This window comes from Halobacteriovorax sp. ZH5_bin.2 (assembly GCF_043196375.1).
GTDB lineage: Bacteria > Bdellovibrionota > Bacteriovoracia > Bacteriovoracales > Bacteriovoracaceae > Halobacteriovorax_A.
Genome location: NZ_JBEBMJ010000006.1, coordinates 122,248 through 135,825, shown reverse-complemented (window position 1 = coordinate 135,825; position 13,578 = coordinate 122,248). Strand labels below are relative to the sequence as shown.

Genomic DNA, 13,578 nt, shown 5'->3' with positions numbered 1-13,578 from the left:
TTATGATTACAAAGATATTAACTAGTTTCTTTTTTATCGTTGCACCACTTTGTTATTCTCCAGGGCCTGCGAATGTAACCTTGGCCGGACTTGGTGGAACTTATAGCTTTAAGAAAACGCTACCTTTTATTCTTGGGCTTTGGCTTTCGACAATCTCTGGTCTTTTGATCTGTCTTTATGGTGCGACTGATTTCATCATGAAGCACGAGAAGATCATGACATACTTACCAATCTTTGGAGCTTTATACTTATTCTATATGGCCTACAAGAGTCTTACGAATGTAAAGGAAGTAAAGGTTAATAGCGAAGAAGAAAGCTCGAAAGGCCCCTCATTTTTGGAGGGAGCAATTTTTCAGGCCCTCAATCCGAAGTTCTTAGTTTTCACAATTAGTGTCTACTCACCATTTTTAAATGAAGGTAAACTCTTTCTTACTCTTTTTAGTGCTGTCCTATTTTTTGGCGGAGCTAGCGCTCATTTACTGTGGTTCTTTATGGGCAATCGCTTGGCACATGTCCTTGGTGGAAAGAAGGCGCAGTACTTCTTCAGCTTCTTACTCGTTGCAGTAGGACTGTGGATGATATCGACATCTTTGTAAGTTGCTGATATTATTATTGTCATTAGTTTGGACTCATTCTTTTAAAACTATTTCTATTTACAAACTGCTTGCTAAATCTAAATAACGCAAGTAGATATAGAGCATGGACAAAACACCAGCTCGCTTTTCATTTATTATTCCGACTGTTATGGGGGTAGTACTTACTTTAAGCTTCTTTGTCTTAGGGATTGCTGCTTATCACATCCATAATAATCAAGAAAAGGTGCGTTTTGAAAATGATCGAGAAATCATTTCAAGACAAATCGTAGACTCACTTAAGCTTCCTATTTGGAACTTAAATAAAGAGTATATTCAAAAAATTTCTAATGTTTTTGTAAACTCAAGTGATCAAACCGTAAGATCAATTACAGTAAAAGATGAGAGTGACAATCTTCTTAGCCATATCTCCCTTGTTGAGGCCCCTGCTCCTAAGTATGTTAATCCTGAAATTATTATCGAAAACTTCGATGTTTCATATGAAGGGAAGAATATTGGGAATGTTGAGATTATTTTTTCTAATCGTTTAAATGCAATTTATGTCCACAATATCATGAAAATGATTGGGTTGTGGTTTGCCTCTGGTTTAGTTTTATCTTTAATTGTTACTTCAATTGCATACTATTACTTATTCTTTAGCCCACTTAAGCACTTTGTTAATCGAACGAGCCTCATTGCAAGTGGAGACTTTCGACCAATTCGTGAAAAATTTGCTTTAAATGAACTATCTTTCTTTGCAAAAACTTTAAATAAAACCCTAAAAGAAATTATTCTAAGAGATGAGAAATTAAAGCAATACAATGTGGAGCTTGAAGCTACTGTTAGTAAACGCACTCAAGAGTTATATGAACAAAGAGAAAGAAGTCATGAGTCTGAAAGACTTGCGGCCTTAGGACAAATGGCAGCAGGAATTGCTCATGAAATTAATAATCCTTTATTTGTTATCTTGGGCAATCTTAATCGTCTGAAGAAATGTGTGAGTGGCGAGAAATGCGAGTATATTCTTGAAAAAGTTGAAGTCGCGGCTGATCGAATCACTGAAATTGTAAAAAGTATGTCGACGATGTCACGTGATGGGCAAAAAGACTTAAAAACAGTCATTCGATGTGAGGAACTTGAGTCAATTGTCTTAGCGATTTGTAAAGGCCGTTTGACCGAAAAAGAGATTGGTCTTAGTTTTCATTATGACAAAAGTTCTCAAGGAAACCTTATTTATGCAAACAAGACTCAGATTAGTCAGGTTCTTGTTAACTTAATCAATAATTCAATTGATGCAATTGAAGACCTTGAAGAGCGGCATATAAATGTTGTTATTAAACAAGACTTTGAAAATCTTTATATTGAAGTCATCGATAGTGGAAAGGGGATAGACCCTCGTATTGAAAGTCGTATTATGGAGCCATTTTATACGACAAAAGATGTTAATAAAGGGACAGGTCTGGGCTTAAGCTTGTCGTATGAAATGATGTTAAATAACGACGGTTATTTAAAGTATGATCCAAAAGCAGAGAATACAAAATTCATTATCTCACTACCGAAATATAGTGGAGGTATGAGTGAACATATTCACTAAGGTTCTTATCGCCTTCTCATTTTCAATTTCAATTTTTGCTGCAAAAGATATTCTCGTCGGAGCCTATCATTTTCCACCTTTTTACATGAAAAAAAATGGAGAAAAAAGTGGGGTTTTACTAGAGATGATTGAGGAACTTAATAAAGTTCAAAACAAGTACCATTTTAAAATTATCGAAACATCTGCAAGACGTCGTTACCGTGACTTTACATCAAGTCGTTGTGATCTGATTTTCTTTGAAAGCCCTAAGTGGGGCTGGAGTGATCATCAGATTAGTTATGTGATGACTCCTCCTTTTTCATTTGGTGGTGAAAAGTTTATCGCATTGAAGAAAGATAGAAATCAAAACTACCTAAAGCAACTAAAGAAGAAAATGATTCTATTATTTGATGGCTACCACTACGGCTTCCTCGATTATGAAGTTGATAAAAGCTTTAATGCTAAGATTGTTTATACTAACTCTCACGAGGGAAATATTCTCAGTATTCTTAAAGGCAGGGGTGATATTGCTATTGTTACAGAGTCTTATTTAGATATCTTCTTTGACAAAAATAGCGAACTTAAAGATAAGCTTATTATCTCTGAACATTATGACCAAGTATATGATCATCGGGTTATTATGACGAAGTCCTCGCATATTTCAAAAGATATGATGATGAGTCTTTTAAAACAAATAAAAGATAGGCCTTGTTGTCGTAAACTATTCAAATTTTAATTTAACTCATACATTAACAACTCGCTAAAGCGCTCCTTTGAGCGTCTCCACGCTTTAGCATCTTGACGGAGTTGTTCATTCTTTAGGGAGTTTTCTCCCATCAGCAGCTTTCGTTTTTTGGGATTATTAATCATAATACAAAATGTTACGGGATCAGCTTCAAAGCTTCTTCCGCAAATATTATAAACGTAATCAAGACTTCCTGTTTTGTAACGATACTTTTCAAAACCAGCTTTTGTTAAATACTTACGGTGAAGAGAGCCACTGTGACCAGTAATTGAAAGTAGGTTAATAAAGTAGTGATTACCAAATTTCTTATAGGCATTTTTATTGATAAATTTCACGATGTCCTGTGCTTGCATTTCAATGTCAACGCTTAGGCCGGAGCTATTTGTGATGTCTCCCTTCACGGGTAGCTTTAAATCTTTAACCATTTTTTGGGCAGCATCTTTCAGGTTATCTTTGTTTGTTGCTTTTAAAACTAAGGTTTCGATAAAGAGATTGTTTGAGTACTCGAGAGAAAGTTTTACCATATCCAAAGATGGAACAGAGTAGATTGAATTTAAAATTTTTGACTTAGTAAACTTCTTTTCAAAAGTAATACCACTTGTTTCTATTCCGGCCGTCTTTAGGTGGTTGTTGAAGTAGTGAGCATTAAAGAGTAGTGAGTTTCTTAAAGGAACTTCTAGGAAGTAGCTGTCTGTTTTTGAATAGACCCATTCTTCTTTTTTACTATTGTTAAGATGACGAAAGCCTTCTCCTGGACCAAGCTTTTTAGTCGCTCTATTTACATTGAAGCCATCGTGAATAGGAAAAATTTCTTTATTATCGCGGCCAATAGATTTGAAGCGGTTAAAGTTTATATTAAGTCCTGAAATACTTTGATTATAAGGCTGATCATCAAGGCCAACGTTACCAATGCGACTTAAGTTGACAAAGTTATTGATGATAACGAGTTTTCCCTCTACTTTTTTTATACCGGCGGCCTTTACGGCATCCACAAGATCAAATGCTTGGGCGGTAAGAAAGTAAGGATCACCCGAAGTACTTAGGATCAGGTCACCTTTGAGAATACCATTTGAGATATGCCCACGTGTGGCGATGGTCGTTTTAAATCGATAGTCAGTCCCTAACTTATCCAAGATATAGTAGGCCGAGAAAATCTTGAAAATAGATGCGGGAATAAAAGTACTCTTTGTATCTAGGGATCTAGATTTGCCACTATCCCATTCTAAAAAATAGCTTAATTCATCACCTTTATTTAAAAATTCTTTCTTTAATTTTTCAATTGAAGTTGTAGCAAGAGCTGCCAGTGAAAATAAAAATAAAACCAAGTACTTCATTTATGTCCATCCTTATGACTACAGTCTGGAGTTACGGGATCATGGCCGCCCTTGGCCCATGGGTGACAGCTTAGAATGCGTTTTGTCGTTCTCCAAAAGGCAACGTGAAAAGGCAATTTACTAAAGGCCTCGATGCCATATTGGGAACATGTTGGCGTATAGCGACAATTAGACCCGAGAAATGGGGAGATTGCCAGTTGGTAAAAGCGGATTAATTTGATGAAAACGTATCTCATTACGCGTTATTTTAGCATTTTCATGGATAATTTGCTAAATTTTTGTGGTTCAAATTAATAGGAAAGAAGATGTTAAAACAAGAAAGAGCAAACTATATTGTTGAGGCGCTTGAGGAGCTTTATCCAGAAACTCCAACGCCGCTAGATCATACGAATGAGTTCACATTACTTATTGCTGTGCTTTTGTCAGCGCAGTGTACTGATGAACGAGTTAATCAAGTAACGCCAGCGCTTTTTGCAAAGGCCGACAACGCACGTGACATGATGAAATTAACACAAGAAGAGATCAAGGAAATCATTAAGCCTTGTGGGCTTTCTCCTAGAAAGTCGAAGGCCATTTATGACCTTTCTCGCATTCTCGTTAATGAACATGAGGGAGAAGTTCCAGCAAGCTTTGAGGAGCTTGAAAAGCTTCCAGGAGTTGGTCACAAAACAGCTTCAGTTGTTATGGCCCAAGCTTTTGATGTTCCAGCATTTCCAGTCGATACTCATATTCATAGACTTGCTCAGCGTTGGGGCCTAACTAAGGGAAAGAATGTCGATCAGACAGAGGCCGACTGTAAGAAGCTATTTCCAAGAGATCTTTGGAATAAACTTCACTTGCAAATTATCTTCTATGGGCGTGAGTATTGTAAGGCGAGGTCATGTTTTGGTCTTGAATGTCCAATCTGTCGCCATGTTTATCCAAACCGTAAATCAAAAGTTGAGACAAAAAAATGAGAGTTACACGAATTAATGACTTCGATATTTTACTACAAGAGGGGAGCACTAAAAAATCTATTATTGTTCTCCATGGATATGGAGCAAGCTTTCAAGATTTAGCTCCTTTATATCAATACCTTGATCCTAAGGATGAATTTAATTGGTACTTTGTCGATGGGCCAATGAAAGTTGATATCGGTATGGGAATGAAGGGAAGTGCATGGTTTCCGATTGACATGGTAGGGCTACAGCAGGCATCAATGGAAGGTCGTATCGAAGACTTCTTCTCACAAAGTGTTCCTGATGGTATTGAAGATATGCGTGATCGCCTTATTCATCTAATTAAGGAAATTAAAAAGAATAGTGATGAAGTGTACCTTGGTGGATTTTCTCAAGGATCAATGATGAGTCTTGCGATTGCTTATAAAGAACCGGAATTAATTAAACGCTTATTTCTTTTATCATCAACTCTTTTTGATGAAGGGCATATCGCGGAGAATACGAAGCATATTAGACATATTCCAATTTTTCAATCCCATGGAAGTGCAGACCCAATTCTGCCATTTTTCTTGAGCGAGAAACTTAAGACTTATCTTGAAAAGGTTGATGAATACGAGTTTCATCCATTTCAAGGTGGCCATGAGATTCCAATGCCCGTGATTCAAAAGTTAAAAACATTCTTGGAGAAATAAAATTATGTTAAGCGGAAATATACGCAAAATGAAAACATCTCTTGAAGATGGTTTAGCACATTATCACTTACCTTTAGGTGATGAGCTACTTTATATGAATGATCTTTTAGGAAAGAAAATCAAGCTAAGCTTTGATGGTCAGATTAATTCAATTTATTCAGGAGAGTTAATAAAGAAGTCCTATTCTCAAGGATACTCATATAAGGAAATGATCACTCTTGCTCAATGTGACACTTGTATTGTAAAGCCAGAGCTTTGCCATTACCACAAAGGGACTTGTCGCGAGCCGAAGTGGGGAGAAGAGAATTGCATGATTCCACACTATGTGTATCTTGCGGTCTCTAGTCATGTGAAAGTGGGGATTACGAGACACACTCAAATTCCTACTCGCTGGATAGATCAGGGAGCTTCATATGCGCTTCCAATTTTAGAAGTTCCTGATCGTAAGACTTCTGGTGAGATTGAAGTTGAGATTGCTAAGGCATTTTCTGATAAGACTAATTGGCGAAAGATGCTCATGAATGAAGTCGCAGACGAAGACCTCGAAATGATTCGAGATCAAATTTATGATGATTTTGCGGATATTATTGATAGCTTTGGCCTTGATGATATTGAAGAAGAAGTTACTCATATTGAATACCCTGTGCTTGAATATCCTACGAAAGTTAAGTCAATTGGTTTTGATAAGAGCCCTGTTATTGAGGGGACTTTAATGGGAATTAAAGGTCAGTATTTAATTTTAGATACGGGATGCGTGAATATGAGAAAGCATGGTGGTTACTTTTTAAGTGTCGAGCTCGACGTCTAATCCACATTCTTTTGCATGTATTTGAACCATATTCTTAACTTCTCTAGTTGAAATAAGATGATCGAGTAGTGAAAACTTTTGAGCTAAAGGAATTGCGCAACCATTATCACATTTTGCATCAGAAGTGATGATATTCAAGTGTTCAACTGGTTTTGTATTTTGGAAACTTGCGATCCACTTAAAATGTTCAAGAATTTTATTGGAAATATTTTGAGTGATCTCAGGACGTCTATCCAAGTTGTAAAGAAAGCGACCTGTATCTTTTTGGCGTCCATTTACTAATATATGAATGACGCCTTTTTCTTTTAGATGTAGACTATTACTTAAACACTTTGGACAAAACATTACTTTTCCTTAAATTTAAGTATAATTATAAAAGCTAAATAAAAATTAATCAAAGGGTAAAATATGGAGCCAATTAAGAGAGCGATCCCTATGCGCGATGGTGTAAAGCTATACACTGAAGTGGTTGAGCATGGGGCAAAGTACTGGCTAATAGCGACTCATGGAATAGGGGAGCATTTAGGTCGACATAAATACCTACAAGAAATTTTTGGCTTTGATGTTAATGTCTTTCAATATGATCTACGTGGTCATGGACGAAGTGGTGGTGAGAAAGCTTATATCGACCCATTTGAGCAATATATGCTAGACCTTGAAGATTGCCTTAAGCATTTAAGAGAGAATTATAAAATGGAAGATTATATTCTCTATGGGCACTCAATGGGGGCCCTTATTACATGTGGCTTTACACAAAATAATCTAAAAGAAGGCTTTTATCCAAGAGCAATTATCGTCAATGCTCCACCTGTTGGTGTTGGTGGCCCATTTGCTGCTGCCGTTAATAAGGTTAAGGGAAATATTTTTAAAAAATTAGCTTCTTTTAAAATGTCGATACCACTAGGTGGTCTTGTGGATTTAAATACTCTTTCACATCGAAATAAAGTGATTGAGGAATTTAAAAATGATCCTTTCAATCTTCAAAAGCTTCACACAAAACTCCTGCTGGAAATGGTTGCTTGTAGTAAGAGAGTTTTTTCAAAGCCTATCAATGATAAGGTTGAAAAGTATATTTCTTATGGAACAGCTGATAAGTTAATTAGTGTACCTGAGCTTGAAAAGTATTTGGCAGAAGTTGACACGAGTTTTACTGTAACAAAAATAGAAGGTGCACGACACGAACAATATCAAGAAATTGAAAAGTATCGTACTCCTTATTTTAATTATCTTAGGGATCTCGTTAAAAAATTAATCTTTTAGCGAGCTTGAACATAGTCGATAAAGTTCTTTATGACTTTACGGCCACCTTCATAACCGGCCTTTAATTCTTGCTCCGATAGAGTCATTTCAATATGGCCTTCGACAAAGTCTTGAGATGCTTCAGGGTGTCCTTGAAAGCTAAAGAATGGAAGTGACTCGTGAGCAATTCCATCCAGAAAACAATCGTCTGATGTTGCAAGATGAATAAAGCCTTTTGGCAGCTCCTTGACTTCATAGTGGTGAGTGATGAAGAGACTGAACTCTTCGTCTTTTTTGAAACCAAATTTGTCAGTAAGAACTTTTGTCTTTCTTGTTCCTTCAAAAAGTTGGTTATCAGGTTTCACCATATCAACCTTTGAGCCAAAAATATCGGCAATAAGCTGATGGCCAAAGCAGATACCCATGACTGGAATATTTTTTTCTAATTTTTCTTTCATACGTTTTGCTAGATCAACTTGCCACTCTAGTCTTTGATATACATTTGAGTCTGAGCCGAAGATAATATAGCCGCTGGCCTCTTCAATTTTATCGAGTGAATCACATCCAAATTGAGATACCCAGTGATAGGTCGTAGGAATATTAAAATTTTGAATCATTTGATTCATGCAGTTATATGATGGTTTCGAAATTGCGCAGTCGATTATTGCAATAGGCTTCTTCATGAGGTTCCTTAAAATATGGCCGAAATAGTGTCAATTTGAGAATGCCTAATCTAACAAAATTCTTAAAAAGCTAAAAGAACTTTGTCGTAAAAAGAAATAGTATTTAGTGAGCTTTGACAGTGTCAAACATCCACAAGATATTGGCACTTTTTAATTAAGGGTTTTAACAATCAGTACTTTCTAAGTTCAAAAGATCAAAATCAGAGAAAAATTTTGAAAATTTCTAAGTTATTAAGAGTTCGTCAGCACCAAATGTGAATTCAATACCTTTCAATTTTATAAAGAATCTAAAAGAAAAACTCTTTGTTGACCTAGGTTAAAAGTCTAATTTTATATAAAATCTAACTAAAAACAGGTTAAAGTTAAGGCAAGAATTTACCGATAAATAAATTAAGATTAATTCGGGGGGATATCTTGTCAACTGCCAAGAAATTAGATCATGACAATATTGAAAAGCCAGCAGCTTGCGTCGAAGCGCCAAAGGTTTCTGGTTCTAATGATGAAAATCCATCTAATGTTTTAGAGTTCTCAATTACTAAACAAATTAAGGATGTTGATTTATCAAAGTTGGGAGAAAGTTCTGAGGAGAATACTGGTAGTTTGAATAATCTTGATCTTGCAGCAAAGCCAGTTGGTGATATTACTCATACTCAAATTCTAAATCTTGCAAAGAGTTCGACTGAAGTGGATGTGCTTGAAGCACAGGTGAAGTTAATCGCCCTTTTTGTATCTGAGGCCAGGCTACTTGAGGGCGAGCTGAATAAATATATTCACGCTATTCACAAACAAAGCCCACAATCAAAGAAGTATCTTCTTCAAATGAGGAAAGTCGTAAAAGACTTCTCTAATATTGAAAAGATTCTCGAGAAGGCCAGATCTGTAAAATAAATCGAGAATTAGCGACTAGCTATTTGAAGTAGCTTATCTTCTTTTGATTTCTTAGAGTCTTTATCTTTCTTTGACTCTTTTTCGTCTTTTTCAGGACCTTGATCTTCAACTGGGATACTTTTAAGGATCTCTGTTGCAGATACATTCATGCTAAATCCAAGACATGCGATAACGGCCATTGCTAGTACAAGTTTCATAAATTCCCTCACGTATATAATTATGCTTAGAATAGAAAGGATTTGGGCCTTAGACAAAGAGAATCGCTCGGGGGTTGTAATTTTTTTTAACATGTAAGATTGAGACGAGATTCTTACAGGAGATTGGCTTCTGGGAAAGCAGGGTAAGGTTGGACGGTGCCAAACTTACCCTGAATATTTGTTATTTCTTAATAAATGTTTCTAAGAACTTCACTCTCGTTAGTGCTGGTGGGTGAGAGTGGTAGAAAGAGCTATAAATTGGATCTGGAGTTAGGGTACTCGCATTATCCTTGTACATCTTCACAAGTGCATTGATTAGCTCTTGAGGGTCCGAGTGAGTTGAAGCGAACTCATCGGCCTCAAATTCGTACTTTCTCGATGCCCATGATGAGATAGGTGTAATAAAGAAAGTGTAAATTCCGCTAACGAGTAGGAAGAGTGTTAATGCCATATAAGTCTGTGTCGTATGCACTCCATGCATCTCAAAGAACCATGATGTTTGCATCAGCTGTCCTAGAATAAATAGGCCGATAAAGCTAAAAACAAAGGCCTTGATCATCATCTTAAGAATATGCTTACGCTTGAAATGGCCTAATTCGTGAGCAAGAACGGCTTCTACTTCTGACGCGCTTAGAGTGTTAATTAGAGTATCAAAGAAGACAATGCGCTTACTTTTTCCAAATCCGGTGAAGTAAGCATTTCCGTGACCACTTCTACGTGAAGCGTCCATCACGAATAGTCCCTTACTTTCAAACTCAACTCGCTTCAAAAGCTCGAGAATACGATCCTTCACTTCGCCTTCCTCAAGCTCCGTAAACTTGTTGAAGATTGGAGCAATAAAAGTAGGGTAGATCCACATTAAAAGTAGTTGGAATGCGCTTAGGAATGCCCAAGCGTAGGCCCACCAATATTGTCCAAGAGATTCCATGATCCAAAGGATACCGTAAATTAGTGGAGTACCAATTATAAGCCCAAGAAGTGATCCCTTGATCATATCTGTAACAAAAGTTTTAAAAGTTGTTTTGTTAAACCCGTACTTCTCTTCAATAACAAAAGTTGTATAAAGAGATTCTGGCAGGCTTAGGATTGAGTTAATAAAGCTAAAGGCCAGGATAAAGAGAGTTCCTGTAAAAAGTGGAGATAGCTCTAGAGCTAGAATTGACTTATTTAGGGCATCTAGTCCACCACCAAGTGTCCAAATCACAAGAATGATATAGCCGATAAAGTTGAAAAGTTGGCCCTTGTTAAGCTTCTCCATCGTATAGCGAGCAGCTTTTTGGTGGTCCTCAAGAGTGATTTTATCTGCGAACTCTTCTGGAACTTTATTAAAGTTCTTTCCAATATGCTTAATATTTCTCTTATCTAGATATGCTTCAACAAGTCCCTTAATACAAAGGACAGAAATAAATACTTTTGATGCCATCGTAAGATTGACCATGTGCTTCCTTTTTTTTAACTTCTATATTTGTTATGACCTTTATATCATGTCAAAAAAAAAGGTATTTGCCTATGAATGTTCATCAAATTTATACCGATTCACCTTTACGCAACTATAACTATATTGTCGAAATGGGCAATGCGGAAGTTGCTGTGGTCGATCCTATCTACCCTGAATTAATCAATGAGTGGTTGGCCGCTAATGAACGCCAACTGGCCGTGGTCCTGCTATCACACGGTCATTATGATCATGTGGCCGGAGTTGAGGCCTTGGTTAAAGAACATGGTGCTCAAGTCTGGGGGCATAAAGACAGCTTTAAAAGTGTTGATCGCATTCTTGTTGACGGAGAAAAGATTCCAACTTCTTTAGGAGAGCTCGAAGTCATTGAGACCCCTGGTCATACGATGGATCACTTGTGCTTTCTATTCTTTGAATCTGGCAAGCAAGTTGAAATTATCACGATGGATACGATCTTTAATGCAGGGATTGGTAACTGTAAGAACGGCGGAAATCTTGAAGTATTCGTTGACACGATTCTTGCCCTAAATGAAAGAGTCGAGGATCAGGTCATTCTCTGGCCGGGGCATGACTATATAAAGAATAATTTAAATTTCACCTTGGCCAATGATCCGGATAATGAAGCAGCAAAACAGTTGCTCGAGCGTGTGGAATCAGAAGGAAGCATCGGATTTCAAACCAATTTTGAAACAGAGAGGAGAGTTAATCTCTTCTTGATGACGAATGATAAAGAAAGAATTAAAGACTTAAGACATAAACGAGACAACTGGTAAATAAAAAACACTTAAAGGAGTTGATATGAGTTTTCCAAAAGTAGGAAATATGGCGCCAGCATTTACAATGCTTAACCAAGACGAACAAAAAGTAAGCCTAAAGGATTTCAAAGGTGACAAGAACGTTGTTCTTTACTTCTATCCTAAGGCCATGACACCTGGGTGTACAACTCAAGCCTGTGGTATTCGTGACTATAAAAAGGAGTTTGCTAAGGCCGATACAGTGGTTTTAGGAGTATCTCCTGACGAGCCAGCACGTCTTGTTAAATTCATCGATAAGCAAAAGCTAAATTTTGACCTTCTCTCAGATCCTGAGCACAAGATTATGGATAAGTATGGAGTTTGGGGACTTAAGAAATTCATGGGTAAAGAATACATGGGTGTTATCAGAACGACTTTTATTATTGGCAAAGACGGTCGTCTGAAATATGTAATGGATAAGGTGAAAACTAAGTCACACCATGATGACGTACTGAACTGGATTAAAGAAAATCTATAGTCCTTTCTTTAATTAATTAGCTGAGGAAGTTTATGAAGGCCCTAATTTTATTTTTACTATTTTCAACAACTTATGCAGCAACACTTGAAGTGATGTCTTATAACGTTGAAAACCTATTCGACACACAAAAAGATGAAGGAAAGAACGATTGGGCTTACCTTCCAAAGAACACTAAGGGAAAGAAAGAAGCTTGTAAGAAAGTTTCTTCAAAGTATCGTCGTGACGAGTGTTTCTCGGCCGACTGGACTCAAGAGAAACTAAATTTAAAACTATCTCAGATTAAGGATGTTGTTTTAAAAGAAAGAAAGAAGCTTCCTGACTTATTAGTTGTTTCTGAAATTGAAAATGAAAATGTCATCGGTCAACTTGCAAAAGTTCTGGGTTATAAGAAATTTTATACTTCAAATTCACCAGATTACCGTGGAGTTGATCTTGCAGTACTTTTTAATGAAACAAAAGATTTTAAATATGTTTCAAAGAAAGAGCATGTTCTTAAAAGTGATTATCTAAAAAAGAGGCCTTCTCGTAATATCTTTGAAGTGCAATTCAAGCTAGGGAAGAATGACCTTTATGTTTTTGCTAATCACTGGCCAAGTCTAGGAAACCCTGATGAAGCAAGAGTGACGGCAGCAACGACTCTAAAAGCCAGAATTGATGAAATCATGAAAAAGAATGCGAAAGCATCTGTACTTGCTGTAGGTGACTTCAATACAATTCCTGAGCTAAAGAAAGCTGGTAATAAGCATCCATTGAGAGATGTTCTCTTAAAAGATGGATCAATTGTAGATGTTGAAAAAGTATTTCGTTCTGAGAAGTCTAATTCAAAGAAAGTGAAAGCGATGCCTCCAGGGACTTACTACTATGCAAGAAACTCTCAATGGAATCACTTAGACCGTGTTTTCGTTCCAAGAGTAATGCTAGGTGAGAAGCATCCTATTAGAGTTGATCTAAAATCATATCAGATCTATGCTCCAGACTTTATTCGTCAACCACAACCACAAAGTGTTTTTGATGAAGATATTGAAGAGATGAGAGATCGTGGCTTTAAGGTTGAAACGAAGAAAGTGCAAACAGCTCCGAATCGTTATGATCACTTAGCGACTAAGAAAGCTAAGGCCGGATACTCAGATCACTTTCCACTTGTTTTCGAATTAAATTACTAAAAAAATAAAGGCCCTCTT

Annotated in this window: 17 protein-coding genes; 11 read left to right on the top strand and 6 right to left on the bottom strand. The window is 36.8% G+C overall.

The genetic code is table 11. The annotated features are described in order from the left end of the window. The first annotated feature begins 2 nt into the window (after positions 1-2). From ABMA76_RS14655 to ABMA76_RS14645, 3 genes are all read left to right on the top strand, one after another. Positions 3-596 (top strand): LysE family translocator, encoded by a 594-nt coding sequence (locus ABMA76_RS14655; RefSeq protein WP_393062004.1) that lies wholly within the window; start codon positions 3-5, stop codon positions 594-596. A gap of 103 nt (positions 597-699) precedes the next feature. Beyond that, positions 700-2,166 (top strand): sensor histidine kinase, encoded by a 1,467-nt coding sequence (locus ABMA76_RS14650; protein ID WP_392911405.1) that lies wholly within the window; start codon positions 700-702, stop codon positions 2,164-2,166. Continuing rightward, positions 2,150-2,881 (top strand): hypothetical protein, encoded by a 732-nt coding sequence (locus ABMA76_RS14645; protein WP_393062002.1) that lies wholly within the window; start codon positions 2,150-2,152, stop codon positions 2,879-2,881. Before ABMA76_RS14650 ends, ABMA76_RS14645 begins: the two co-directional genes overlap by 17 nt. Here ABMA76_RS14645 and ABMA76_RS14640 read toward each other — a convergent pair. Both ABMA76_RS14640 and yidD read right to left on the bottom strand, forming a co-directional pair. After that, complete coding sequence (locus ABMA76_RS14640; protein WP_392911409.1) at positions 2,878-4,224, bottom strand: D-alanyl-D-alanine carboxypeptidase; 1,347 nt, start codon at positions 4,222-4,224, stop codon at positions 2,878-2,880. The two genes, ABMA76_RS14645 and ABMA76_RS14640, sit on opposite strands and share 4 nt — an antisense overlap. Continuing rightward, complete coding sequence (gene yidD, locus ABMA76_RS14635) at positions 4,221-4,460, bottom strand: membrane protein insertion efficiency factor YidD (protein WP_392911410.1); 240 nt, start codon at positions 4,458-4,460, stop codon at positions 4,221-4,223. Before yidD ends, ABMA76_RS14640 begins: the two co-directional genes overlap by 4 nt. 69 nt (positions 4,461-4,529) lie before the next feature. Here yidD and nth point away from each other — a divergent pair, with 69 nt between their 5' ends. From nth to ABMA76_RS14620, 3 genes are read left to right on the top strand one after another with little or no spacing between them, the layout of a single operon-like run. Then, complete coding sequence (nth, locus tag ABMA76_RS14630) at positions 4,530-5,180, top strand: endonuclease III (RefSeq protein WP_392911412.1); 651 nt, start codon at positions 4,530-4,532, stop codon at positions 5,178-5,180. Then, the gene (locus ABMA76_RS14625; RefSeq protein ID WP_392911414.1) at positions 5,177-5,854 is read left to right on the top strand and encodes an alpha/beta hydrolase; all 678 of its coding nucleotides are present in this window, start codon (positions 5,177-5,179) and stop codon (positions 5,852-5,854) included. The genes nth and ABMA76_RS14625 overlap by 4 nt, the downstream gene beginning before the upstream one ends. Before the next feature lie 28 nt (positions 5,855-5,882). Beyond that, the gene (locus ABMA76_RS14620; RefSeq protein ID WP_393062000.1) at positions 5,883-6,662 is read left to right on the top strand and encodes a DUF2797 domain-containing protein; all 780 of its coding nucleotides are present in this window, start codon (positions 5,883-5,885) and stop codon (positions 6,660-6,662) included. Here ABMA76_RS14620 and ABMA76_RS14615 read toward each other — a convergent pair. Continuing rightward, complete coding sequence (locus ABMA76_RS14615) at positions 6,639-7,007, bottom strand: hypothetical protein (protein WP_393061998.1); 369 nt, start codon at positions 7,005-7,007, stop codon at positions 6,639-6,641. The two genes, ABMA76_RS14620 and ABMA76_RS14615, sit on opposite strands and share 24 nt — an antisense overlap. 63 nt (positions 7,008-7,070) lie before the next feature. Here ABMA76_RS14615 and ABMA76_RS14610 point away from each other — a divergent pair, with 63 nt between their 5' ends. Continuing rightward, positions 7,071-7,922 carry an alpha/beta fold hydrolase gene (locus tag ABMA76_RS14610; RefSeq protein WP_393061996.1) on the top strand — a complete coding sequence of 284 codons (852 nt, stop codon included), beginning with the start codon at positions 7,071-7,073 and terminating at the stop codon, positions 7,920-7,922. Here ABMA76_RS14610 and ABMA76_RS14605 read toward each other — a convergent pair. Next, positions 7,919-8,584, bottom strand: a complete 666-nt coding sequence (locus ABMA76_RS14605) for a type 1 glutamine amidotransferase (protein WP_393061994.1) — start codon at positions 8,582-8,584, stop codon at positions 7,919-7,921. The genes ABMA76_RS14610 and ABMA76_RS14605 overlap by 4 nt on opposite strands. Before the next feature lie 414 nt (positions 8,585-8,998). Between ABMA76_RS14605 and ABMA76_RS14600 the strand changes: the two genes are divergently transcribed. Further along, the gene (locus ABMA76_RS14600; protein ID WP_393061992.1) at positions 8,999-9,472 is read left to right on the top strand and encodes a hypothetical protein; all 474 of its coding nucleotides are present in this window, start codon (positions 8,999-9,001) and stop codon (positions 9,470-9,472) included. 8 nt (positions 9,473-9,480) lie between these two features. Here ABMA76_RS14600 and ABMA76_RS14595 read toward each other — a convergent pair whose 3' ends face one another. Both ABMA76_RS14595 and ABMA76_RS14590 read right to left on the bottom strand, forming a co-directional pair. After that, positions 9,481-9,669: a hypothetical protein gene (locus tag ABMA76_RS14595; protein WP_393061990.1), complete on the bottom strand. Its 189-nt coding sequence runs from the start codon at positions 9,667-9,669 to the stop codon at positions 9,481-9,483. A 181-nt stretch (positions 9,670-9,850) separates the two neighbouring features. Next, positions 9,851-11,107: a M48 family metallopeptidase gene (locus tag ABMA76_RS14590; RefSeq protein WP_393061988.1), complete on the bottom strand. Its 1,257-nt coding sequence runs from the start codon at positions 11,105-11,107 to the stop codon at positions 9,851-9,853. A 32-nt stretch (positions 11,108-11,139) separates the two neighbouring features. Between ABMA76_RS14590 and ABMA76_RS14585 the strand changes: the two genes are divergently transcribed. The 3 genes from ABMA76_RS14585 to ABMA76_RS14575 are packed head-to-tail and all read left to right on the top strand — an operon-like array spanning position 11,140 to position 13,560. Beyond that, positions 11,140-11,898 (top strand): MBL fold metallo-hydrolase, encoded by a 759-nt coding sequence (locus ABMA76_RS14585; RefSeq protein WP_393061986.1) that lies wholly within the window; start codon positions 11,140-11,142, stop codon positions 11,896-11,898. Between the two features lie 25 nt (positions 11,899-11,923). Beyond that, positions 11,924-12,397, top strand: coding sequence for a thioredoxin-dependent thiol peroxidase (gene bcp, locus ABMA76_RS14580; protein ID WP_393061984.1), 474 nt, complete (start codon positions 11,924-11,926; stop codon positions 12,395-12,397). Between the two features lie 32 nt (positions 12,398-12,429). Continuing rightward, positions 12,430-13,560 (top strand): hypothetical protein, encoded by a 1,131-nt coding sequence (locus ABMA76_RS14575; protein ID WP_393061982.1) that lies wholly within the window; start codon positions 12,430-12,432, stop codon positions 13,558-13,560. The last annotated feature ends 18 nt before the right edge of the window (positions 13,561-13,578 follow it).

Coding starts and splice junctions, on each gene's coding strand:
- ABMA76_RS14655 (WP_393062004.1), top strand. CDS start 3: ATGATTACAAAGATATTAACTAGTTTCTTTTTTATCGTTGCACCACTT.
- ABMA76_RS14650 (WP_392911405.1), top strand. CDS start 700: ATGGACAAAACACCAGCTCGCTTTTCATTTATTATTCCGACTGTTATG.
- ABMA76_RS14640 (WP_392911409.1), bottom strand. CDS start 4,224: ATGAAGTACTTGGTTTTATTTTTATTTTCACTGGCAGCTCTTGCTACA.
- yidD (WP_392911410.1), bottom strand. CDS start 4,460: ATGAGATACGTTTTCATCAAATTAATCCGCTTTTACCAACTGGCAATC.
- nth (WP_392911412.1), top strand. CDS start 4,530: ATGTTAAAACAAGAAAGAGCAAACTATATTGTTGAGGCGCTTGAGGAG.
- ABMA76_RS14625 (WP_392911414.1), top strand. CDS start 5,177: ATGAGAGTTACACGAATTAATGACTTCGATATTTTACTACAAGAGGGG.
- ABMA76_RS14620 (WP_393062000.1), top strand. CDS start 5,883: ATGAAAACATCTCTTGAAGATGGTTTAGCACATTATCACTTACCTTTA.
- ABMA76_RS14615 (WP_393061998.1), bottom strand. CDS start 7,007: ATGTTTTGTCCAAAGTGTTTAAGTAATAGTCTACATCTAAAAGAAAAA.
- ABMA76_RS14610 (WP_393061996.1), top strand. CDS start 7,071: ATGGAGCCAATTAAGAGAGCGATCCCTATGCGCGATGGTGTAAAGCTA.
- ABMA76_RS14605 (WP_393061994.1), bottom strand. CDS start 8,584: ATGAAGAAGCCTATTGCAATAATCGACTGCGCAATTTCGAAACCATCA.
- ABMA76_RS14595 (WP_393061990.1), bottom strand. CDS start 9,669: ATGAAACTTGTACTAGCAATGGCCGTTATCGCATGTCTTGGATTTAGC.
- ABMA76_RS14590 (WP_393061988.1), bottom strand. CDS start 11,107: ATGGTCAATCTTACGATGGCATCAAAAGTATTTATTTCTGTCCTTTGT.
- ABMA76_RS14585 (WP_393061986.1), top strand. CDS start 11,140: ATGACCTTTATATCATGTCAAAAAAAAAGGTATTTGCCTATGAATGTT.
- bcp (WP_393061984.1), top strand. CDS start 11,924: ATGAGTTTTCCAAAAGTAGGAAATATGGCGCCAGCATTTACAATGCTT.
- ABMA76_RS14575 (WP_393061982.1), top strand. CDS start 12,430: ATGAAGGCCCTAATTTTATTTTTACTATTTTCAACAACTTATGCAGCA.